General features: G+C 45.6%; 22 protein-coding genes. 12 read left to right on the forward strand and 10 right to left on the reverse strand.

Annotated elements, in window-relative coordinates; translation table 11 throughout:
* Nucleotides 1–9: 9 nt before the first annotated feature.
* The 6 genes from R7E51_RS13740 to R7E51_RS13765 all read right to left on the reverse strand — a co-directional run bounded on the left by R7E51_RS13740 (nucleotide 10) and on the right by R7E51_RS13765 (nucleotide 6,412).
* The gene (locus tag R7E51_RS13740; protein ID WP_005379353.1) at nucleotides 10–642 is read right to left on the reverse strand and encodes an energy transducer TonB; all 633 of its coding nucleotides are present in this window, start codon (nucleotides 640–642) and stop codon (nucleotides 10–12) included.
* Nucleotides 643–646: 4 nt separating this feature from the next.
* Nucleotides 647–1,054, reverse strand: coding sequence for an ExbD/TolR family protein (locus tag R7E51_RS13745; RefSeq protein WP_005379359.1), 408 nt, complete (start codon nucleotides 1,052–1,054; stop codon nucleotides 647–649).
* Nucleotides 1,055–1,079: 25 nt separating this feature from the next.
* Entirely contained in the window at nucleotides 1,080–1,607 is a 528-nt protein-coding gene (locus R7E51_RS13750) for a MotA/TolQ/ExbB proton channel family protein (protein ID WP_005379363.1), read from the reverse strand.
* Nucleotides 1,608–1,616: 9 nt separating this feature from the next.
* Complete coding sequence (locus R7E51_RS13755) at nucleotides 1,617–2,978, reverse strand: MotA/TolQ/ExbB proton channel family protein (RefSeq protein ID WP_206957955.1); 1,362 nt, start codon at nucleotides 2,976–2,978, stop codon at nucleotides 1,617–1,619.
* Between the two features lie 3 nt (nucleotides 2,979–2,981).
* Nucleotides 2,982–3,746: a DUF3450 domain-containing protein gene (locus R7E51_RS13760; protein ID WP_005379365.1), complete on the reverse strand. Its 765-nt coding sequence runs from the start codon at nucleotides 3,744–3,746 to the stop codon at nucleotides 2,982–2,984.
* Between the two features lie 65 nt (nucleotides 3,747–3,811).
* A complete protein-coding gene (locus tag R7E51_RS13765; protein WP_017634998.1) occupies nucleotides 3,812–6,412 on the reverse strand; it encodes a TonB-dependent receptor plug domain-containing protein in 2,601 nt (866 codons plus the stop codon).
* Nucleotides 6,413–7,232: 820 nt separating this feature from the next.
* On the opposite strand from R7E51_RS13765, the gene R7E51_RS13770 reads away from it, so the two are divergent.
* The 6 genes from R7E51_RS13770 (at nucleotide 7,233) to R7E51_RS13795 (ending at nucleotide 13,503) form a co-directional block, all read left to right on the forward strand.
* On the forward strand, nucleotides 7,233–8,258 hold the full coding sequence (locus tag R7E51_RS13770) for an ABC transporter permease subunit (protein ID WP_005384771.1): 1,026 nt from the start codon (nucleotides 7,233–7,235) through the stop codon (nucleotides 8,256–8,258).
* Between the two features lies 1 nt (nucleotide 8,259).
* Entirely contained in the window at nucleotides 8,260–9,303 is a 1,044-nt protein-coding gene (locus R7E51_RS13775; RefSeq protein WP_005379369.1) for an ABC transporter permease, read from the forward strand.
* A gap of 37 nt (nucleotides 9,304–9,340) precedes the next feature.
* Complete coding sequence (locus R7E51_RS13780; RefSeq protein ID WP_005384774.1) at nucleotides 9,341–11,167, forward strand: extracellular solute-binding protein; 1,827 nt, start codon at nucleotides 9,341–9,343, stop codon at nucleotides 11,165–11,167.
* 9 nt (nucleotides 11,168–11,176) lie between these two features.
* The gene (locus tag R7E51_RS13785) at nucleotides 11,177–12,034 is read left to right on the forward strand and encodes an ABC transporter ATP-binding protein (protein WP_005379371.1); all 858 of its coding nucleotides are present in this window, start codon (nucleotides 11,177–11,179) and stop codon (nucleotides 12,032–12,034) included.
* 35 nt (nucleotides 12,035–12,069) lie between these two features.
* The gene (locus tag R7E51_RS13790; RefSeq protein WP_005379372.1) at nucleotides 12,070–12,909 is read left to right on the forward strand and encodes an ABC transporter ATP-binding protein; all 840 of its coding nucleotides are present in this window, start codon (nucleotides 12,070–12,072) and stop codon (nucleotides 12,907–12,909) included.
* A 168-nt stretch (nucleotides 12,910–13,077) separates the two neighbouring features.
* Complete coding sequence (locus R7E51_RS13795; protein ID WP_017820704.1) at nucleotides 13,078–13,503, forward strand: phosphate-starvation-inducible protein PsiE; 426 nt, start codon at nucleotides 13,078–13,080, stop codon at nucleotides 13,501–13,503.
* A 55-nt stretch (nucleotides 13,504–13,558) separates the two neighbouring features.
* Here R7E51_RS13795 and R7E51_RS13800 read toward each other — a convergent pair whose 3' ends face one another.
* Entirely contained in the window at nucleotides 13,559–14,425 is an 867-nt protein-coding gene (locus tag R7E51_RS13800; RefSeq protein WP_005395766.1) for a YicC/YloC family endoribonuclease, read from the reverse strand.
* Between the two features lie 184 nt (nucleotides 14,426–14,609).
* Here R7E51_RS13800 and rph point away from each other — a divergent pair, with 184 nt between their 5' ends.
* Nucleotides 14,610–15,326 (forward strand): ribonuclease PH, encoded by a 717-nt coding sequence (gene rph, locus R7E51_RS13805; protein ID WP_017634994.1) that lies wholly within the window; start codon nucleotides 14,610–14,612, stop codon nucleotides 15,324–15,326.
* 104 nt (nucleotides 15,327–15,430) lie between these two features.
* Nucleotides 15,431–16,072: an orotate phosphoribosyltransferase gene (gene pyrE / locus R7E51_RS13810; protein WP_017634993.1), complete on the forward strand. Its 642-nt coding sequence runs from the start codon at nucleotides 15,431–15,433 to the stop codon at nucleotides 16,070–16,072.
* Nucleotides 16,073–16,156: 84 nt separating this feature from the next.
* On the opposite strand, the gene R7E51_RS13815 is transcribed toward pyrE, so the two are convergent.
* The 3 genes from R7E51_RS13815 to coaBC form a co-directional block, all read right to left on the reverse strand.
* Nucleotides 16,157–17,107 carry a Kdo(2)-lipid IV(A) acyltransferase gene (locus R7E51_RS13815; protein WP_033905948.1) on the reverse strand — a complete coding sequence of 317 codons (951 nt, stop codon included), beginning with the start codon at nucleotides 17,105–17,107 and terminating at the stop codon, nucleotides 16,157–16,159.
* Between the two features lie 6 nt (nucleotides 17,108–17,113).
* Nucleotides 17,114–17,704, reverse strand: a complete 591-nt coding sequence (gene slmA, locus R7E51_RS13820; protein WP_005379386.1) for a nucleoid occlusion factor SlmA — start codon at nucleotides 17,702–17,704, stop codon at nucleotides 17,114–17,116.
* A 171-nt stretch (nucleotides 17,705–17,875) separates the two neighbouring features.
* On the reverse strand, nucleotides 17,876–19,075 hold the full coding sequence (coaBC, locus tag R7E51_RS13825) for a bifunctional phosphopantothenoylcysteine decarboxylase/phosphopantothenate--cysteine ligase CoaBC (protein WP_017820705.1): 1,200 nt from the start codon (nucleotides 19,073–19,075) through the stop codon (nucleotides 17,876–17,878).
* 193 nt (nucleotides 19,076–19,268) lie between these two features.
* On the opposite strand from coaBC, the gene R7E51_RS13830 reads away from it, so the two are divergent.
* From R7E51_RS13830 to rpmG, 4 genes are all read left to right on the forward strand, one after another.
* Nucleotides 19,269–20,942, forward strand: a complete 1,674-nt coding sequence (locus R7E51_RS13830) for a methyl-accepting chemotaxis protein (protein WP_017820706.1) — start codon at nucleotides 19,269–19,271, stop codon at nucleotides 20,940–20,942.
* A gap of 114 nt (nucleotides 20,943–21,056) precedes the next feature.
* Entirely contained in the window at nucleotides 21,057–21,731 is a 675-nt protein-coding gene (gene radC / locus R7E51_RS13835) for a RadC family protein (protein ID WP_017820707.1), read from the forward strand.
* Nucleotides 21,732–22,033: 302 nt separating this feature from the next.
* Entirely contained in the window at nucleotides 22,034–22,270 is a 237-nt protein-coding gene (gene rpmB / locus R7E51_RS13840; protein ID WP_005384783.1) for a 50S ribosomal protein L28, read from the forward strand.
* Between the two features lie 13 nt (nucleotides 22,271–22,283).
* The gene (gene rpmG, locus R7E51_RS13845) at nucleotides 22,284–22,454 is read left to right on the forward strand and encodes a 50S ribosomal protein L33 (RefSeq protein ID WP_004410866.1); all 171 of its coding nucleotides are present in this window, start codon (nucleotides 22,284–22,286) and stop codon (nucleotides 22,452–22,454) included.
* Nucleotides 22,455–22,654: the final 200 nt, after the last annotated feature.

Here is a 22,654-nt window from a genome sequence, read left to right on the forward strand (position 1 = left end):
CGTGACTCCTTAATTGGTTGAGAACTCTATTTCTTGCGATAGGCGCGAGCTAACAGGTTTCCCGTCAACCAATTTTGGTTTAAATGTCCATTTAGAGACTGTTTTTCTTGCCGCTCGACCGAGGCCTAAGCGTCGTGGTTGCTCTTTAAGAACTTTGATGTCCTCTACGGCACCACGTGCGTTGACAGTAAACTCTAATAAGACGACCCCTTTTTCTATTCCTGCTTTCGCAGCTTTCCTAGGCATTTGAGGTTGGAATGTCGCTAGAGGTGTTGGACCTCCGCTACCCGCGAGTTGCGCACCTCCACCCTGGCTATAATGTCCAAGCACCGAACCACCTGTAACATTTACGGGTAGGTCAAGCTTTGGCATATCCATTGGGGTCTGCTCCATCACCGGTTTTACTGTCGCTGTCACTTTCATTTCTGGCGGCGGCGGCGGACGCTTAGGCGGTGGTGGCTTTGGAAGTTCGCGTTTTTTCTCCTGTATTTTTTCGTCTGGTTTAATGCGAATAAACTCGACCATACGCAGGTCATCATTCGACACTAACTCGTGGCGCTCTTTGTTTACTAGCTTGTCCATCCCCCAGAACAACCCGAGGGAGACAATGAGCGCCAGTGCAATTGAGGCCAGATACCGCATAAGCTTAATCCTTATTGGTTGCGGCAATGGAGATGCTTTCTACACCTGCCATTTTGATCTGGTCCATAACCTTCACGACTACGCCAGCATTTGCTTCTGTGTCGGCTTGGATAACAACTGCGCCATCAGGGCTTTCTGCACGAAGACGTTCAATATTCGCGCGAACCGCGTCCACTTCGATGCGGCGTTTATCAACCCAAACATCACCCGCCGCACCAACTGCGACCATGATGTTACCTTTTTTCACGGTTTGCGCAGAGCTTGCCGTCGGGCGGTTTACTTCTAGACCAGCTTCTTTTACGAACGATGTTGTTACGATAAAGAAGATCAACATGATGAATACGATGTCGAGCATCGGTGTCATATCGATAGCGGTTTCATCACTGCTATCACTGCTATAGCGTCTTTTCATGACCTATACCTCTAATTCCATTTACTCAGGCAATATGCTTTAGCTTATCTTCCAGCTTTTGCGTTGTGACTTTGGCTAAATGATCAAGACGTGAACTAAAGAACAGTCCTGATAGAGAAGCCACCATCCCGGCTAACGTTGGGATTGTTGCCTTTGAGATCCCCGAGGCCATTGCTCGAGGGCTTCCTGTTCCTGTTACCGCTAAGATGTCGAATACTTGGATCATGCCAACAACGGTGCCGAGCAAACCCAGTAAGGGACAAAGCGCAATCAACACTTTCACGATTGGCAGGCCCTTTTTATTCTCAATGTCCTGACGAGAAACAATTTCTTGTCGGATCATCTTAGCGTTCCAGCTCTGGTGCTCTGATCGCCCCTGCCATGAGCCAACGGCTTTTTTCATGGCTTTTGGAGCGACGGCAGCAAAATAGAACCAACGTTCTAACAATACTGCCCAAAGCATAAAGCTGAGGATGAAGATGGCGACGAGTACATCGCCACCCATTCCCAAGAAGCGCCTAATTGATTCAAGTTCTCCAACTAACCACCACATAACGCCTCCTTAGCTTTCGGCTTTATGTAGTTTTTCCTGATAGCGAGCGATGAAGCCTGCACTCTGTTCTTCAAGAGTTTGAACCAAACGACGACCTTTACTGTGTACGATGGTGTACAGGAACAGTAGAGGAATTGCGACAACCAGACCAAGCATCGTAGTAACAAGTGCTTCAGAGATACCGCCAGCCATTAGCTTAGGATCACCTGTACCAAATAGTGTGATTGCTTGGAACGTACCGATCATACCCATAACCGTACCCAGTAGACCTAGAAGTGGTGCTACAGAAGCGAACAGTTTGATTGAGCTGATAAAGCGTTCAATGCTCGGTGCGTTACGTAGGATGATTTCGTCCAGTTTCGCTTCCAGATCTTCAAGGTTGTCACCTTTGTGTTCTTGGTAAGCTTGGATAACTTCACCCAGAGGGTTACCAGGAATCACGGTTTCTGATTTCGCTTGCTTACGCATTTTACCGCCAATCACTTGAAGGCGTAGGAAGCAAACTAGAGCAATGATAGCGCCAACTGCACCCATACTAAGGATGACGTAACCTACAATGCCACCTTGATCAATACGTTCTTGAACGGTTGGGCTTTGTACAAGTAGAGACAGAATTACACCACGGGATGGGTCAATAAACAGTGGCTCATAGCTGTTTGACGCTGACTCAAAGCCTGCAACATGACGTGTAATATTGGTGCGAGGTTGTCGAGAGAGTTCTTCGAACTTACCTGTTTGAGGTACATAAGTAACGTACTTACCATCGGCAATCGCGTTAAATTCACCGACAAGAGTAACATCGCGAACCGCTTCTTTACCTTCGCCATAAACAACCGTTGCTTGGGTTGTTGCTGTCTCGCCTGAGGCAACCACTTGTTGAAGAATAGTATGCCAGAATGCTTCTAGCTCTTGCGTTGATGGCAGTTCTTTACTTTCAGCCAGTTTCGTTAGTAGCGCGTCACGCTCTGGGAACTGAACTGCGTTTTGAGAGGCTGCAAATAAGCCCTTAAACTCTCCCGCATACTGGCGGACCACACCAAACATTTCGCCCAAAGTACCAGAGCGAACACGTAGGGTTTCTGTTAGTTCAGTTAGCTGCTTATCGTTTTCATCAAATGTTGCTTTAAGTTGATCGCCCAGTGCTTGCTGCGCAGCTAACTCTTCGCGAGCTTGTTGCAATAATACCGCTTGCTTATCGCGATTGTTCTTGAACTCAGCTTCACGGGCTTTGTTCTCTTTCGACTCAACGATGCTTTCTGATTTTACGTTTTTAAGTAGTTCAGATAAGTTTTTAGGCGCTTCTGCTTGTACGCCAGAAACCATAAATAAGCTCGCTAGTAGGCCAGCGGCTAGAGTTTTGAATCCTTTCATCTCTTATTCCTCCCCAGCATATACAGGCAATTTGATTAGCGCTGGTGGCGCTTGCTTCTTCGCGATACGAAGGCCTTGCTGTACCGCTATGCGGTAGCTTTCCGGTAATGTTTCCCATTGACGTGTTTGTTGGTTCCACATACCTGTCTCACCACCGTCTGGAGATTGGAATAAAAGCGCCGTGCGACCAATACGTAGGAAATCGTAAGTCACGGTTTCCCCATTTCTATCTAGGCTAGCTTTGTAAGATTCAATTGAGCGAGAGAAGCCTTCTTCAATTTGGTAGGCTTCCATCACTTTACGGAATTTCTCAGAAGTCGTTACGTCGGCGCGATCCATGAGACGACGCAGTTCTTGGACACGTTTATTACGTTCTTTTTTCTGGAAAGGCAGATCGAGAGTCACAAACTCATCGAGTGCATCGATCATTTTAAGTGTTAGTGGCACTACTTCTGTTGCCGTTTGATCGATCTGAGCAATTTGGTTATTTAATGAGTCCAATTCACCTTGCTGTGATTGAACCATACGGTTAATTTGCTCGTTGTAGACTTTCATGCTGTCGATTTGACGTAGTAAGCCTTTGTATTCTGCCAACATGCCTTCAGTACTTTCGGCATAATTGTCGATTTTTTGTTGCGAAGCTTCTGAAGATTGATTTGCTTTTGCTTGTGTGGAAACGACAGCACCAGAGTTGGCCGCTATAGAGCTACTACTGATAGTAAGCAATGCTGCAGCTATGGCACTGAGACCAAATTCCTTGAATTTCATGGTTGCATCCTTGTCAGTGTTTTAGTCAGTCGAAAAGGGCGCGGAAAACCCGCGCCAAATATTTTTTAGAAGTCGTATGATGCCTCGACGTATAGTTGACGTCCGATTGGATCGTCATACCCAGTTGCATAGAATGGAGAGGTATCGCTTAGAGGATCTGCAGGCGGTACTTTGTCAAACATGTTGATAGCACCAAGAGTTACACGACCACTCTCGTTGAATTGGTAAGAAGCCGTTAGGTTCCACGTTGTCATACTAGCGATTTCTGCTTTGTAACCCGCTTTTTTAGCAGAATCACAGTCATCAAAGTAGTAACGGTTTGCGTAGCTTGAACACATACGGTCGCGGTATTTACCAAATAGGTTGATAGCGACATCTTCATATGCCCAGCCAAGATTTAACGTTGCGGTGTATTCAGGCATGAAATCTCTTTCATCCGTTACAGGCTCGCTGTCGTTTTCTTGATATTCAGCAATCAAGATCTTCGTTACAGCAACACGCGTGTTAAATGAGCCGAACTCATTAGTGTCGTATGCGTATTTGATCGCTAGGTCAATACCAGAACGCTCTTCATACGACTGGTTCACTGGACCATAGGATACCGACTTGATGGTGCCATCTGGGTTACGAACGACTTCAGTACCTGGGTATTTACCTGGATCGTTAATTACGTCTTGGTAAGTTGGTGCTGTTACGACGTCTTCCATCTTGATGTGGTACCAGTCAACAGTTACACCAAGATCATCCACAGGCTCCCACGCTAGGCCCAAGTTAATGTTTGTACTTGTTTCTTCTTTCAGCTCAGAGTTAGGGCCATTAAGCGTATCGAAGTACTGAGTATCACACTCTGGGTACTTATCTTTATCTTGTGGGCCGCTACCACCAGCGTTGGCACAAAGCACAGGGTCAAAACCAGAACCAAAGCCTCGAGTTTGATCACCAAATAGTCGCTTCAAGTCTGGAGCTCGGAAGCCTAGACCGTAGCTACCACGTAGCAATAGGGTGTCAGTAGGACGGTATGCTAGGGCTACTTTAGGAGTGAATGCGCCGCCAGTTGCCGAGTCGTCGAAGTAGTGGTCGTAACGACCAGCGACAGTCATTTCTAAATCTTCAATGATAGGAATAAGAGCTTCAACACCAAGACCAATCTGATCGCGGTCACCGCCGCCTGATGTTCCACCTAGACCAGAGAAACCACCAGCTGCTGTTGTAGCATCAATCGTCTCATTGTAGTCAGTACGGTTCCATTCACCATAAACAGCAAAGCCAGACATACCTGCAGGAAGTTCAACCAAATCACCAGCCAGTGAGCCGTTAACAGAGTAAAGCTTTGAGTAAGCTTCTTTGCTTGAAGTGCCGCTGTATTTGTCTACAACGTCTTGTGAGATAGGCCCTAGAAGATCGACATCACCATTTTGTACAGCTTGGTCGAGAGTTAGAAAGATTGCTGGGTTGCTTGTTTCAACGCTTTGCTCAGAGTAACCAGCGGATAGGTCCCAATCATACGTATCAGCAAGCAGGCCGTTCAAGCCTAAGGTTAAGCCAAAAGAATCGGCTTCAGTGTTACTTTCGCGTGGTCCAAATTCGACCATACGGCGAGTGTATTCGCCTTCGCCGCGGAAGTGAGTGGCATCAACTTCAACGCTGTAAGGGTTAGGTTCGAATTCAGATTCTGTAGACTTGTAGCCAAAACGGGCTTCTGCCATGGCAGTGACATTGTCGTTAATGTCCATTTCACCACGTAAAAGTAGGTCTACTTGTTTGTTTTCTGGTTTTAATGTTCGGTATGCAGAGCGGTTAACACCACACTTTCCATCCGCTCGTTCAATCGCGGCATCACCAACGACTTCTTTACATGAAGAACCAGCATCAGCTGGTGTTAGAAGTGTTCCGTTGGCGCCTTCAAAGTTTGCACCGTAGCTAGAGTAGCCACTTAGCTGAGAACGGCTAGAACCGTCATCGCCAGCCCAATCATCTCGGTCAGATTGCTTTAGCATTTCGTTGCCCGCAAATTGGCCAACGAAGAGAATACGTTTGTCGTCAAAGTTTTTGCCAGCTACAACGTCTAAACGACCATTTTGGTAACCACCATCCGTCGCGTCACCCGCGCGTACTTTTACAGAAACGCCATCAAAGTCTTTCTTTAAAATGAAGTTTACGACACCACCGATTGCGTCGGAGCCGTAGATAGCAGAACCTGAGTCGGTCATTACTTCAACACGCTCAATAGCGGCGACAGGGATTTGGCCGATATCTTGGAAGTTAGATGTACCATCTTGTGCTAGCGGGTATTGAGGAAGACGACGGCCATCAATAAGAATCAATGTGCGTGACGCGCCAAGGCCACGTAAGTTGACTGACTGCGCTGCTGGTGTAAACGAGAAAGAGTCTGTTTGAGCCATTACACCACCTGTGTTTTGGGTCAAACTGTTCAATACGTCTTGCGCGCTGTTAAAGCCTTTAGACTCAATGTCTTTACTATTAATAACAGTAACTGGTGAAGGACCTTCCATATCCGTCGTGGAGATACGCGAACCAGTAACTTTCATCTTTTGAAGTTTTTCAACTTGCTGCTCTTCTGCCAGTGCTGTTGCTGGGGCTGCAACTGCTGCTGTCCCCAAAGCAAGGCTTATCGCAACAGATAAAGCGGTTGTGTTTTTATACATCCTTGTTGCTCCGATTATTATTATTTCCTATGTCTGGCCGCATAGCGGCCAAATGTGACGTTAATATTTCGTTAACGTTCGGCCAATGTATAACCGAGATGAAAAAAGGAAGTCAAACCAGTGGTAAACGGGGATGCTTAAATGTAAAAAAGATGTAAATAACCAGGCTTTATTTAAAAGGCGGAATAAAAAACCGAATAAGGTTTATGAATCGAGATTAAATTTCAATAAAACACCGTATTTTGTGTTTCTTATAAACTTTAATGACTTATCTTGCCTATGGTTTTTTAGTGGGTAATTGAATCTGGAAAAAGATATTTTTCCAGTGAATTGTTCTGAGATGAGTTTTATATCGAATCCATACTTTGTTAGCTCGAACTTATTAGGTGGTATCAAAATATGATACCCATTGCGGTTAAAGGGCTCACTCGTATTTTTAGGTCAAATATAACCTTGGATTATGTGTCTATTTATGTGTGTAGGGTGCATTTTTATGTAGGGTTTTGGCTCTAAACAGCCTAGATTGATATTCTGTATGAATTATTTTTGTGGTTTTTTATAATTTTTTACAAAAACATTTCTGTTTTTCGACATCGAAGGAAGTTTGTCATGTTTTGGTTTCAAACACTTGAAGCTGATGTGGATTCAAGATAAATATGACGCTGAAATTATTGCAGTAGTAGAAAAGTCTAGCTCTTGAGGCGCAGGGAGTGTGCTTCAACAGTTTTAGTTACTACGAGATAAATATGCACCATTTTGGGCGGAAAATATCCTCTTTCACTCCGTTTGAACTGGACAGTAGACAAGGAGCAAGTTGTATATGCTGTCGTACTTTTTACGCCGTTTGGCGTTGGTTATCCCAACGTTTCTCGGGATAACTATTCTCATCTTTGCTATCACTCGTTTCGTGCCTGGCGGACCTGTTGAACGCATGTTGTCACAAATGCAGTCTCAGGGAGATGGCGCCGCATCAATGACGTCTGCGGGTGGTAATACGGCCCTTTCTGACGATCAAATCGCGGAGCTGAATGCGTTTTATGGCCTGGATAAACCTGTAACGGAAGCGTACGTCGAGTGGTTAAGTCGTTTGGTAATGCTAGATCTTGGCGAGTCGACGCGTTACTACGAGCCTGTCTCGGATATGATCGCAGAGCGTTTGCCAGTGTCGTTGTTTTATGGCGGCATGACCTTCTTTATTAGTTATTTTATCTCGATTCCTCTTGGTTACTATAAGGCGCTCAAGCACGGTTCTGTGTTTGATTCCGCCTCTTCAGTACTCATTTTCGTAGGCTACGCGCTACCAGGTTATGTGGTGGGTGTATTGCTGATCACGTTATTTAGTTATCACTTGGAATGGTTTCCGATGGGAGGCTTTGTCGGCGATGACTTCGACGATTACGAAACCTTCTTTGAACGCGCTAAAGACATTATGTGGCATGCGGTGTTGCCTTTGATCTGTTACCTCATTGGTGATTTTGCCACGCTGACGATGACAATGAAAAATAACCTGATGGAAAACCTTTCCTCAGATTACATCCGCACCGCAATTGCGAAAGGATTACCTTTCAAAAAAGCAGTTCGTAAGCACGCGTTGCGTAACAGCTTAATTCCGATCGCGAGTCACTTTGGTAACTCTTTGTTGTTCTTCATGACCGGTGCCTTCCTGATTGAAGTTATCTTCAATATTGATGGCATTGGCTTATTGGGTTACGAATCAATCATGGAGCGTGATTACCCTGTTGTTATGGGTATTGTCGCCATTAATGCGTTGTTACTGCTCATTGGTAACATCATTTCAGATATTTGTGTTGCTTTAGTCGACCCACGTGTGAAGTTTGGAGCGTAACATGATTAAAGTTAGTCCATTAACTCAAAAGAAAATTCGTCACTTTAAAGAGATCAAACGAGGCTATTGGTCGTTTGTTGCTCTTTCTATCATGTTGATCCTTTCTCTATTCGCCGAACTTTTGATCAACAGTAAAGCGCTAGTCGTCAAGTACGATGGTAGCTACTATTTTCCTGTTGTCAGTGACGTACGTTTAGGTAGCGAATTCGGCCAAGAGTCATCCAGTGAAGCCGATTATCGTGTACTGCAAAAAGCGTTTGAGGCTGAAGGGGGCGACAACTTTGTTATTTTGCCGCTTGTGCCGTGGAACCCATACGAACAAGATTTTAGTGGTGATTTCCCGCCAACAGCGCCTAGTGCCGAAAATAAGCATTATTTAGGTACAGATGTGATAGGTCGCGATATTTTGGCGCGACTCGTCTACGGATTCAGAACGGCGATGGGATTTGCGTTGCTTACGATGGCCATTTCCTACGCGATCGGTACTGCAGTCGGTTGTGCTATGGGTTTTTGGGGCGGTAAATTTGACTTGTTTGTACAGCGACTTATCGAAATCTGGTCAATGGTCCCGTTTTTGTACGTCATTATGATTCTTGTCTCAATCGTTCAGCCGACGTTCGCTCTCTTTGTCGCTATTAACGTGCTTTTCACTTGGATGGGGATGACATGGTACATGCGGACCATGACCTATAAAGAAGCGGCACGAGAATATGTAATGGCGGCTCGTGCTTTAGGGGCATCGACCGGACGTATCTTGTTTAATCACATCTTGCCAAATACGATGGTGATGATTGTAACCCTAGCGCCTTTCACTATTGCAGCTAACATCACAGCACTGACTGCTCTCGATTACCTAGGATTAGGCTTGATGCCACCAACGCCAAGTTGGGGTGAACTACTGCAACAAGGTAAGTCAAACTTAGATTCGCCATGGATTGTTGCGTCAGTAGTGACTTCTATTGTTCTGGTTCTGGTAATGGTGACCTTTATTGGTGAAGCCATTCGAGCGGCTTTCGACCCGAAAAAATTCACACGCTATGTTTAAGCGAGCATTGTGAGCAAAACATAAAAAGGGAAGTTTTATGAAGAAATTATTTTTAGCGTCCACGCTGAGCGCCCTGAGTTTTGGTGCAATGTCAGCAACGCTTCCGACTGACTTAAACTGGCAAACAAACTGGGATGAGCCTCAATATGGTTCGCCAGAAGCGAAACGTGGAGGGACTTATCGCACCTTTATGTCAAGTTTCCCGCAGACGTTACGTAGTGTTGGCCCAGACGCTAATGCAGGGCTACGTTCTTTTATCTTAGATGAAACACCAGGCTTGGTGGTCCGCCACCCAGATACTTTAGAGTTTATCCCTGAGCTTGCTAACGAGTGGGCGTTAGCAGGTGACAACAAAACGGTCTATTTCAAACTCAACCCTGAAGCCAAATGGTCGGACGGCAAACCTGTGACTGCCGACGATTTCGTGTTCATGCTGAAGTTTTATCGTTCCAAGGACATCTTGGAGCCTTGGTACAACGATTACTACAACAAAACGATTGCGGATGTTATCAAGTACGACACTCACACGTTTGCTGTTAAGGCGGCGAAAGAGTTTAATCCGGAAGAGTTGCTGTTACGAATGGGGGCCCTGCGCCCACGTCCCGCACATTTTTATGCTAACCCTTCAAAAGATGAAAATGGTGACGGTATACATGACAACTTTGTCCGCTACTACAATTTTAAAAGTGAACCAACGACCAGTGCATACTACCTAGATGACATTAAAAAAGGTAAAAGTGTTACCTTCAAACATGTCGGTGAAGACTGGTGGGGTTACAGCAATAAGTATTATCAACATCGTTATAATGTCGACAAAATCCGCATCACAGTGATTCGCGACAGTGATATCGCGATGAAGCACTTTGAGAAAGGGAAGCTGGACGCATTTGGTCTTGTTTTACCAAGCTTATGGCATGATAAATCGAATACGGAACCTTACCAGAAGGGATACATTCAAAAGTTCTGGGGTTACAACCAATTCCCAGTTGGGGCTGGTGGTGTATGGATGAACACCGCGATGCCTTTGCTGGATGATTTAAACATTCGCAAGGGCATTACTTACGCGATTGACTTTGATGGCATGATAGAGAATGTCATGCGTGGCGACTACTCCCGTAAACCGAACCCGACCGGTTATGGTCATGGTAAATACACCCTACCAGATGCTAAGGCACCGAAGTTTGATCCCGCAAAAGCGGCCGAGGCATTCGAAGCCGCAGGCTTTAACAAAATTGGTTCTGATGGTATTCGTGTCAATGATAAAGGTGAGCGCTTAAGCTTCGAGCTGACCTACGGAACACCTGTTCATACTCCTCGTATTGCCTTTTTGCGTGAGCAAGCCAAGCTAGCAGGGCTGGATATTGAGCTCAAGTTAGTTGATGGCTCATCCATGTTCAAATACGTACGTGAGAAAAAGCACGATTTGGCTTTCTTAGATATGGGTACGTCTGAGATCCCAACGTATTGGGAGTACTTCCATTCAGTCAATGCGAACAAGCCGCAAACTAACTCTTTCACAAACTACAGCACGCCAGAACTGGATGAAAAGATCATCGAGTATCGTTTTGGCATGGATATGGATAAAAAGATCCAGCTAGGTCATGAGATTCAGCGTGACATCATTGATGCTCACGTTATCGTCCCAGGCTACATGGTTCCTTATGTCCGCTATGGTCACTGGCGCTGGTTAAAGTTTCCAGATAAGCCAATGAATCGCATGACAGAGGCGCTGTTCAGTGGTTCAATCATAGGCGATGGCACTTACTGGATTGATAGTGATATCAAAAAAGAAACGAAACAAGCGATGAAATCAGGCAAAGCTTTTGAACCTGTTGTTGTCGTAGATGACACTTATAAGCTGTAAGGATTGGTTATGGAAAACGATGTAATCCTAAGTGTTAAAGATCTCGAAGTTGAATTTACCACCGATGATGGGCCAGTGAAGGTTCTGCATGGTGTGAACTTTGATGTGAGAGCTGGACGTACACTCGGCCTGGTGGGAGAGTCAGGTAGTGGCAAGAGCGTAACCTCAATGTCGATCATGGGGCTATTACCTAAGCCATATGGCAACATTATCAAAGGTGAAGTGAATTATCGCGGCACCAACCTAGTTGATTTGCCTGCGGAAGAGATGTACGCCATGCGTGGCGATCGCATTTCGATCATCTTCCAAGACCCGATGACTGCGCTCAACCCAGTGCACACCATTGGTCGTCAAATATGTGAAGTGCTTGAGCTCCATCGACCTGAGCTCGACAAAAAGGAGCGGGAGGCGTACTCGATTGAAATGCTGGCAAAAGTAAAAATTCCAATGCCAGAGAAGCGATTGAATGAGTATCCCCATAACCTATCTGGTGGTATGCGCCAGCGTGTCATGATCGCGATGGCATTGGCCTGTAAGCCGGATATTCTGATTTGTGATGAACCGACTACAGCGTTGGATGTTACGGTTCAGGCGTCTATCCTTGAACTGATGAACGAGCTTCAGGAAGAAACGGGCATGGCGATGATCTTCATCACTCACGATCTCGGGGTTGTGGCAGAAGTGTGTGATGATGTTGCCGTGATGTATGGCGGACGTATTGTCGAAAAAGCAGAAATTTTTGAGTTGTTTGATAACCCACAGCACCCATATACAGAGCGTTTGATGGGGTTGATGCCGAGCTTAGATAATGAGCCAAAGCAGATGATCGATATCAAGCCTATTGATGCCAGTATGTTTGCCAGTTAACTGAGCAAAGTGAACCAGTCATAAAAGAGGATGTTATGGCAAAAGAAGTATTAAGAATTGAAAATCTTAAGCAGCACTTTGTTTCTGGTAAAGGGCTGTTCAAGAAAGGCTACACCATCAAAGCGGTAGACGGAGTTTCACTGTCTGTTTCTGAAGGTGAAACACTGGGGCTAGTTGGTGAGTCAGGTTGTGGTAAAAGCACCCTTGGTCGCACGATCTTAAAGTTATACGAGCCAACAGAAGGTAAGATTTTCTTTGAAGGTAAAGACATCACTAAATTGTCTGTGAAAGAGATGCGATCGCTGCGTAAAGACATGCAAATCGTCTTTCAAGACCCAATGGAGTCACTCAATCAGCGTCATACCATCGGTATGATTCTGGAAGAACCGTTTGTTATTCATAAAATTGGCACACCAACAGAGCGTAAACAATGGGTAAAAGAGCTTTTAATCAAAGTGGGATTACCAGAAACGGCAGTAAACCGTTATCCACATGAATTTTCAGGCGGGCAACGGCAGCGTATCGGTATCGCTCGCGCGATTGCATTGAAGCCTAAACTGCTGATTTGTGATGAATCGGTATCTGCGTTAGATGTGTCGGTACAGGCGCAAATCTTGAACCTATTGCTACAACTGCAACAAGAAATGAACTTGGCGATCATATTTATCTCTCACGATCTCTCGGTGGTGAAACATGTTTCTGACAAAGTTGCCGTGATGTATTTTGGCAAAGTGGTAGAAGCAGGCAGTGCTAAAGAAATTTATGCAAACCCGCAAAACGAATACACCAAAAAACTCCTATCTGCGATTCCGATCACTCACCCTAAATATCGGAAGAAAAAGCGCGTAGCTGAAAAAAAGCAGCAAGTGGCGTAAGTGATGCCACAGGTCCTATAACACAAAAGCGCTCCGCCAAATAAGCGGAGCGTTTTTATAAGCAAATGCCAGGACTTGGAGTCGATTTACACTGATGTTTATTCTGATTGATTGAAGATCGTTGCATGCTAAACTCAAGGCCTATTTTCTTTGTTTGGATAATGGACCATGCCGTCGAATTTACCGAAATCCTTTAGTCGACCTTTCCTGAGAATCTTCCATATTTTGGAGGCGGTATTATTAGTCTCTATTACCTTGGCGACGTTGTACGCCATGATGCAAGAGTTTGTGCACGTATTTGTAGAGAAGCGTGTCTTACTCACAGATATTCTGTTGATGTTTATCTATCTGGAAGTGCTCGCCATGGTGCAGCAGTTCGTGATGAACGGTAAAATTCCGGTACGCTATCCTATCTACATCGCGATGATGGCGATCGCCCGCTATATCACTCTCGGAATGAAAGAGCTGGATGCGGTTTTGGTTGTGTGGTTATCTCTGGCTGCGTTTATTTTGGCTGCGGCTACTTTGCTGATCAGAATTGGACACCATTATTGGCCCTACGTTGATAACAGAACCTTGGAAAAAGATGAGTAAAAGAAAGCCCCGCACTAGCGGGGCTTTTTTGTTTCAATACTCGATGACTTTTAGATCATTCAATGTTTTGGATCTGCTCACGCATCTGTTCAATTAGAACTTTCAGTTCAACGCCCGATGCGGTGATGTCGGTGCTGATGGATTTCGACGCTAGCGTGTTTGATTCACGGTTGAACTCTTGCATCATAAAATCTAGACGGCGACCCACTGCGCCACCTTTTTTCAGAATGTTTGTGGTTTCTTTTACGTGAGAGTCCAAGCGATCGAGCTCTTCAGCAACATCCGATTTTTGCGCTAGCAAAATCAACTCTTGCTCGATACGAGATGGATCCAGTTCCACTTTAGCGTCTTCGAACTTCGAGAATAGTCGCTCACGTTGCCATTCTAAAATTTCTGGCATGCGGGCACGCACTTTTACGACTTCTGCAGAGATGGCGTCTAAACGCTGTTCAATCAGCGCTTTCATGTTCTCGCCTTCACGAGCGCGCGCTTCAATAAATTCATCCATTGCGCCATCAAACGCTTCTAGTAGCACTTTATTTACTGCATCCATGTCTTGCTCTGGCGTTTCCATTACCCCCGGCCATTGCATGACTTGAAATGGATTGATTCGGCTCAGTTCACCAGTCATGTGCATGACTTGTTCAGCGGCTTTAATTACCTGGCTAGCAAGCGCTTCATTGATGCTAAGCTCACCTTTTGCGGCAGGGTTTGCTTCAAAACGCAGATTACATTCTACTTTGCCTCGCGCTAAGCGCTTACGAAAGCGCTCACGTAAAACGGGCTCTAACCCGCGAAATTGCTCTGGCATGCGGAAGTATGTTTCTAAATAACGCTGGTTCACGCTGCGGATTTCCCATACCGCAGAACCCCAATCGCCTTTTACTTCTTTGCGTGCATACGCTGTCATACTGTAAATCATCGAATTTTCCTGTCTTCATTTTTTGAAAATTACTTCAAGAGTGTATCACGCTGCGTCGATAGGTGCGCGGGATGTATGGATTGTTTATGTTGTGCCAGCGGCGTAACCTATGAATCCGGAATCGATTCCGTTATAATCTTCGCCCAACCAAATCGTCTTCTCCTCATATTTAAGGTAGATGCCCATGCGTCCAAACGATCGCAAGGCGGATCAAGTTCGCCCTATCAAAATTACTCGTAACTACACAGCTTACGCTGAAGGGTCAGTGCTAGTTGAGTTCGGTAACACCAAAGTGTTGTGTAATGCGACCGTCGAAGAATCTGTGCCACGTTGGCTAAAAGGTCAAGGTAAAGGCTGGGTTACAGCTGAATACGGCATGCTACCTCGAGCAACACATTCGCGTACTCGTCGTGAAGCGGCAAGTGGCAAACAAGGCGGCCGTACGATGGAAATTCAGCGTCTTATCGCGCGAAGCCTACGCGCTGTTGTCGACCTAAAAGCCATGGGTGAGTTCATGATCACCGTTGACTGTGACGTTATCCAAGCTGACGGTGGTACGCGTACTGCATCCATCAGCGGCGCAAGTGTTGCAATGGCCGATGCATTCCAACACCTAGTAGATAGCGGCAAGCTAAAAGCAAACCCAATGAAAGGCCACGTAGCGGCAGTTTCAGTTGGTTTGCTAGGTGATGATGTTCTGTGTGACCTTGAATACGTTGAAGATTCAGCGGCAGACACAGACATGAACGTGGTAATGACAGAAGAAGGCAAGATGATTGAAATTCAGGGCACCGCAGAAGGTGAACCGTTCAGTCACGAACAGCTGATGGCATTGCTCGAGTCGGCGAAAGTCGGCATTACGGAAATTGTCGCAGCGCAGAAGGCGGCGTTAGCCAATTGATTTAGATAGCTCCCATTATGGGGGCTATTTTTTTATCTCGACAATAGAGAAATGAATGATTGTCGAGAAGAGACACAAGAAACCAAGGACATAGAGAGAAAATAATGAAAGCATACCAGCGTGAATTTATTGAGTTTGCACTTGAGAAAGAAGTTCTTAAGTTTGGTGAGTTTACTTTGAAATCTGGCCGTAAAAGCCCGTACTTCTTTAACGCTGGTCTTTTCAATACTGGTCGTGACCTAGCGCGTCTTGGTCGTTTTTACGCAGCCGCGCTCGCTGATTCTGGCATTGAGTTTGATGTACTGTTTGGCCCGGCGTACAAAGGTATCCCAATCGCGACGACAACAGCAGTCGCGCTGGCGGATCACCACGATATCGACACGCCTTACTGCTTCAACCGTAAAGAAGCGAAAGATCACGGCGAAGGCGGTAACCTTGTAGGCTCTGCGCTTGAAGGTCGAATCATGCTAGTGGATGACGTAATCACAGCAGGTACTGCGATTCGTGAATCGATGGAAATCATCAAGGCGAATGGTGCAGACCTTGCTGGTGTGTTGGTTGCGATTGACCGCCAAGAAAAAGGCAAAGGTGAATTGTCTGCGATCCAAGAAGTGGAGCGTGACTTTGGTTGTGCAATCATCTCGATCGTTAGCCTGACTGACCTTGTGACTTTCCTTGAAGAGAAAGGCACAGACAAAGAGCATCTAGAAGCAGTCAAAGCATACCGCGCAGAATACGGCATTTAATTGGTTACTTTTTCTGAAAAAGTAAAAAGGGCAGATGGGTATTCATCTGCCCTTTTTTGTTTTTGGATTCATCGCCTTGACCACTTACTTATAGCGAATGCCTTTCTCGACATGCTCATCTTGCATGGTTTTATAGCGTTTATGGAGCCACATCCATTGCTCTGGAGCGCGTAGAATGACTTCTTCCACATACTTGTTCATATAAGCGGCAGCGGCGACTTCGTCTTTTTGTGGATAGTCGGCTTCAATGCACTTATCGGCGATGATGTCGTATTTTCCTTCGTCATTGCGAAACCCTGAGCCTGGGATGATCGCACATTTTGAGGTATACGCCAGAATGCTCGTGCCTGTTGTTGTACACGCATCGTCTACGGCAAAGAAGGGCACAAATACTGATTTTTTGCGACCGTAATCGTGATCCGGTAAATAGAACAGACGCTCACCACTGCGTAATACACGAATCATCTTTTTTACATCTTTACGATCAATCAGTTTATTGCCGTTATGTGTCCGTCCCCAATACTGGATAAAGTTATAAGCAGGATTATTATGCGGACGAAACGCGCCGTACCCGGCCACGCCTAACACGGCGAAAGCACGCGCAGTGATCTCTAGATTAAGAGCGTGGACACAACAAAGTAGGACGCCTTTACCTTCTTTGGCTTTTTCACGCAGTGCGCCGAGATCTTTCTCGACGATCAGGTTTTTAAAGCGCCAAGTCGGCCAGAACCAAGTGATTCCGGTTTCTATCAGTGCCATACCGGTATTTTTGAAGTTCTCTTCAACAATATGTTGAATCTCTTCAGGTGTTTTGTCTGGAAAGGCCAATTCTAAGTTGCGCTGAGCAACGTGGACACGCTTTTTACCGTAGCGCATGCCAAGTTTACCGAGTGAACGACCTAATGAAAGCAGCAGCCGATAAGGAAGAATATTGACGAGGATGGCCAACAGACCAAAACCAAGCCATACGCCCCAGTTACGAGGGTGAAGAAGTGAAAGAGAAAACTCGGGCTGCGTGTATTTGTCTTTACTCATAGTCTTTTACTTTATTTGTGCACTCAAAAGCGCCCAGTACTCGTCAAAGTTTGCAGTCGGCTGGTATTTAAAGTCGCTACGCACAAAGCGGTTTAGGCTCCCCTCAACTTGTCCCAGAATTTGCGCGGCTAGGATGCGCTCTTCGACAGGGAAGGACTTCCCTTCACGAATTTTACGTTCACGCAGGATTTGGCGCAATTGTGTTTCTATACGCTCAAAGAGTTGATTGATGCGTTCACGTAGACGTTCATTTTCAAACATTAGAGCATGACCCGACAAAATGCGTGTCAGACCTGGGTTACGTTCAGAGAACGCCAAAATAAGGTGCATCACCATACGAATACGCTCTAGTGTATCTTTTTCGTCGTCTAGAATACGGTTGATACGTGTCATCAAGGCTTCTTCAATGAACTCAATCAACCCTTCGAACATGCGCGCTTTACTTGGGAAATGACGATACAGCGCGGCTTCTGAAACGCCGACTTGCTTGGCCAGTTTTGCCGTAGTAATGCGTGAAGCGCCATCTGTTGATTCAAGCATTTCTGCCAATGCTTGTAAGATCTCTTCACGACGGTTGGATTTTTTACTGCCGGCCATTAGTTACTTCCTTTCAAAATACAAAGTTGAGCGGAGGGGATTATAAGACGCTATTTCGCCTCAAACTAGACCACTAAGGGTGGAATGGGAGATTTAACACCCTTAGTTGTCATTTTTGTACCAAATTTATGCCAGCTTTTGTAAAAAATTGGCAGGGTTTTCAAACGTTAGTTACATCAATTGATGCATTTTTTCGAGAATTTTAAAGCTCAATGCTTCTTTTGATTCTAAAGCGAGCGCAAGTTCACCTTCAGGCCAGTAAAGGGTAATTGCGTTGTCGTTGCTGTTAAATCCTTGCCCTGCAACCGAAACGTCGTTTGCACAGATCATATCGAGGTTTTTCTTTGTTAACTTGCCTCGAGCATAGGTCTCTACATCATTGGTTTCAGCCGCAAAACCGACGGTAAACGGACGCTTCTCCGTCATTGCTGCCACAGATGCAACAATATCAGGATTTTTAACCATATTAATGACCATTTCGTCGTTGTCTTCTGTCTTTTTCAACTTTTGAGACGCGATCGTTTGTGGGCGGTAGTCGGCAACGGCAGCGCAGCTAATAAAGGCATCATGCTGGTTTGCATGTGTCATAACGGCTTCGTGCATCTCTTGGGCACTGGAAACATTTATGCGCTCAACACCTACGGGCGTATTTAAACTGACAGGACCGCTCACGAGGGTGACTTTTGCTCCCATCTGCGCTGCGGCGCTCGCCAATGCATAGCCCATTTTCCCGGAGCTATGGTTAGTAATGTAACGCACTGGATCAATCGCTTCGCGAGTTGGTCCGGCGGTAATGAGTATCGACTTACCTTCTAACAATTTTGGTTGAAAGAACTGTTCACATAGATGTACTAGCTGCATTGGTTCCAGCATTCGACCTGGTCCCACATCACCACAGGCTTGCTCTCCTGCCGCAGGGCCCCAGATGTGCATACCACGACGCGCTAACGTAGCGATGTTCTCTTGGGTTGCGATATTGCGATACATCTGTTGATTCATCGCAGGAGAAACAGCAACAGGGGAATCCGTCGCGAGCACGAGCGTAGTAAGTAAATCGTTCCCCATGCCTGCGGACATGCGCGCGATTAAGTCCGCGGTCGCGGGCGCTAATAGCACTAAATCTGCCCATTTGGCCAATTCAATATGGCCCATAGAGGCTTCCGCTGCTGGGTCTAGTAAACTGTCCGAGACAGGACGGCCCGAAACGGCTTGCATGGTTAAAGGGGTAATGAACTCTTTTGCGGCTTTCGTCATTACAACTTGAACTTGCGCTCCTCTCTCTATGAGGCGACGGGTTAGCTCCGCACATTTATACGCGGCAATACCGCCACTGATGCCGAGTAGAATTTTCTTTCCTGCTAGTGTTTGCATGTGAGATCTCCAATTTGATGACCGGATTTTAACACAATTCAAAGTCTGACCGCCCGAGCATATATAACGAGAAGATAATTCACATCAAACTCCAGAGTATTAATCTGACCGAGGAAGGGAAAATTCTCGCCTACCTCACAGACAAGTTGCGCGGAGTTTGCAAGTCTGAAAAGAAAAAGAGGTAGTGGAAACCATGGTGTTGAAAAGTCGAAACAAATTGCTGCTGATAACCCTAATTCCGCTGTTGTTGATCACTACGTTGATCTCAGTGGTGTATTACATCAACAGCAGTAAAAGTTTGGAAGCGGAGCTAGCAAGAGACAGGCAAGAGCTCATCGAAACGAAAAAGAAAGAGTTACAAGCCTACATGATGATGGGCGTGACGGCGATAAAACCGTTATACGACGCGGATGTAAATGGAAGTAATAAAGAGGCAGCAAAAGAAATTCTGAAAGCCATGCGCTTTGAAAGCGATGGTTACTTTTTTGCCTACGACTCTCAAGGTGTGAATACGTTGCACGCCATCAAACCTGCATTAGAGGGTAAAAACCTTTACGACTTAAAAGATGAAAATGGGGTCGCAGTTATTGCGGGCTTGATTGACGCTTCTCAAAAAGGGGATGGGTTCCTCTATTTCTCGTGGCACAAACCGACCATTGACGCACAAGCGCCTAAGCTAGGCTATGCAGAATATCTATCGAAATGGGACTGGGTTTTAGGTACTGGTGTTTATATTGATGACATCGACCAGCAAGTTGCGATGCACAGAGAGTTAAAGACTCAAGAGCTAAAAGAGCATACATTATCTGCCGTGTTGATTTCCGTTATTGGATTGATCATTACCAGTGTTCTCACCAGTATCGTGGTGTCTAAAGGTATTCAGCCATTACAACATGTCGCGGCTTCATTAAAAGATGTTGCCGCAGGCGGCGGTGACTTAACGGCTCGTTTAAAAGTCGAAAGTCAGGATGAAGTTGGTGAAGTGGCGGCCGCGTTTAATGAGTTTATGGATAAGCTGCACCCACTGATGCAGGACATTCATCGCTCTGCGACGACAGTACAGACCGTTTCTCAAAGCCTGAACACTCAGACCAGCCAAGCGAGCGGCCAAATGCAGGACCACTGTTTAGAGACGGACAAAGTCGTGACTGCGGTGACACAAATGAGCATGACTGCCAAAGAAGTAGCCAGCAATACTAATGCGACCGCGCAGGCAATTGACGATGCCAACAGTCAAGTCACCGCCGCTCAGCATGAGGTCGAGCAAGCAATAGAAGGCATTACCGAACTCGTGACGGAGATAGACAGCACGTCAGATGCAATTTCTGAGTTGAGTTTACAGACCGAAAAAATAACCAAAGTGCTGGATGTGATTGGCGAGATAGCCGAGCAAACGAATTTGTTGGCCCTAAATGCGGCGATTGAAGCGGCTAGAGCCGGTGAGCAAGGTCGAGGGTTTGCCGTCGTTGCGGATGAAGTGCGCTCGTTAGCCAGTCGTACGCAAAATAGTACTCATGAAATTGGCGACATGCTCAAGCAGCTACAAAATGGTGTATCAAGAGCGGTCAGTACGATGTCGGTGAGCCAAAAACGAGGTGTCAAAACGGCGGAAGAATCTGCGCTCATTCAGCAATCTCTTTCTGGTGTTCATCATTCTATCGGAACAATTCGAGATATGGGTATTCAAACCGCGTCTGCCGCAGAAGAACAAAGCGCGGTTGCAGAAGACATCAACCAAAACTTAGTGGCTATTCAACAGATCGTGAACAACATTAATGAGACGTTGCAGCATGCCGAGTCAATCAGCACGCAGCTATCACAGTCTGGAACAGAAATTCACGGCTTGGTTGGCAACTTTAAACTCTGATGAACTGTTAAGTTGCATGGAAAACACTGATAGTACGAAGAAAGCGAAAGTCATACTCGACTTTCGCTTTTTGTTTTGTGGAATAGGGACACTTTCCATATAAAGAGACATCAGATGATACTGAAAGCTTTGCCAAATGAGTCCATGCCCAGAGAGAAGCTACTGCAACGAGGGCCGCAAGCTTTGACCGATGCTGAGCTACTGGCCATCTTCTTGCGCACAGGCACCCGCGGAATGAACGTGATTGAGCTTGCAGACTTCCTTATTCAAGACTTTGGTTCGCTCAGACAACTATTTTCAGCATCAGAAGAAGAGTTTTGTCGTCACAAAGGATTAGGGCAAGCCAAGTATGTTCAATTGCAAGCTGTACTAGAAATGACACAACGTTACTTGGCGGAGACGCTAAAGCGTGGTGATGCCTTAACCAGCCCCGACCAAACTAAGTTATATCTGTCTTCTATTTTAAGGGATCGGCAAAGAGAGGCTTTTTATATTCTTTTTCTCGATAACCAGCACCGAGTGATAAAAGATGAAATTTTATTTGAAGGAACGTTGGATGCAGCGTCGGTGTATCCGAGAGAAGTTGTTAAGCGTGCTCTGCATCATAACGCGGCGGCTTTGATTTTGGCGCACAATCATCCTTCAGGGGTTGCTGAGCCGAGCCAAGCTGACAGAAGGATTACAAGGCGTCTCATTGACGCATTAGCATTGGTGGATATTCGTATTTTGGACCATTTCGTCATCGGAGATGGGGAAAGTGTCTCTTTTGCTGAAAGAGGCTGGATATAACTGTGCGTTTTTTAGGTTGTTAGTTGCTAAAAATCTGCTATCATCCACGCCACTAAATTTTTAACTGAATTCAGCTTGGACTGCTAAAAAAATCTGCTGTCTAAAAAAAGATCACGAAAACCTGTAAAAAGGATCTGTTCGGGTCTTGAGCAATGCATATCAAGTTAGTATAATGCGCGACCTTTGATAGCCTTGTATGGATTTTCCATAGCGGTTCTTAACCTCTAACTTCTTTTCGAGAGATAGAGAGGTTCGGCCACCAAGGTTGATATCGAGCTGAAACGATTTTGGAGAAGACATTCATGTCACGAGTATGCCAAGTAACTGGTAAGCGTCCAGTAACGGGTAACAACCGTTCACACGCACGAAATGCTACTAAGCGTCGTTTTCTGCCGAACCTACAAACTCATCGTTTCTGGGTAGAGAGCGAAAAACGTTTTGTTAAACTACGTCTATCTGCTAAAGGTATGCGCATCATCGACAAGAAAGGTATTGATACTGTTCTTGCAGACATGCGTGCACGTGGCGAAAACGTTTAAGAGGAAATAAGCAATGGCAAAGAAAGGCGTTCGTGAGAAAATCCGTCTAGTATCTTCTGCAGGTACAGGCCACTTCTACACAACTGATAAGAACAAGCGTAACATGCCAGGCAAATTTGAGATCAAAAAGTTTGATCCAGTAGTTCGCCAGCACGTTATGTACAAAGAAGCAAAAATCAAATAATTGGTTTCAGTCTCTTTGATGAATTGAAAAACCCAACTTTCGAGTTGGGTTTTTTATTACCTGAATAAAAGTGCTGAAGATAAAGTGTTCAGTACGTCATCGGATTATAAAGTACTGCTGAAGTTATTTTACTGGTCCGACTCTATACTCGAATTTTTGATTGATCGCTCTCTGCCGCTTCGTTACCACTTCCCTACACA

The sequence above is a fragment of the Vibrio sp. Vb1166 genome, assembly GCF_033338695.1.
In the GTDB taxonomy this organism is placed as follows: domain Bacteria; phylum Pseudomonadota; class Gammaproteobacteria; order Enterobacterales; family Vibrionaceae; genus Vibrio; species Vibrio alginolyticus.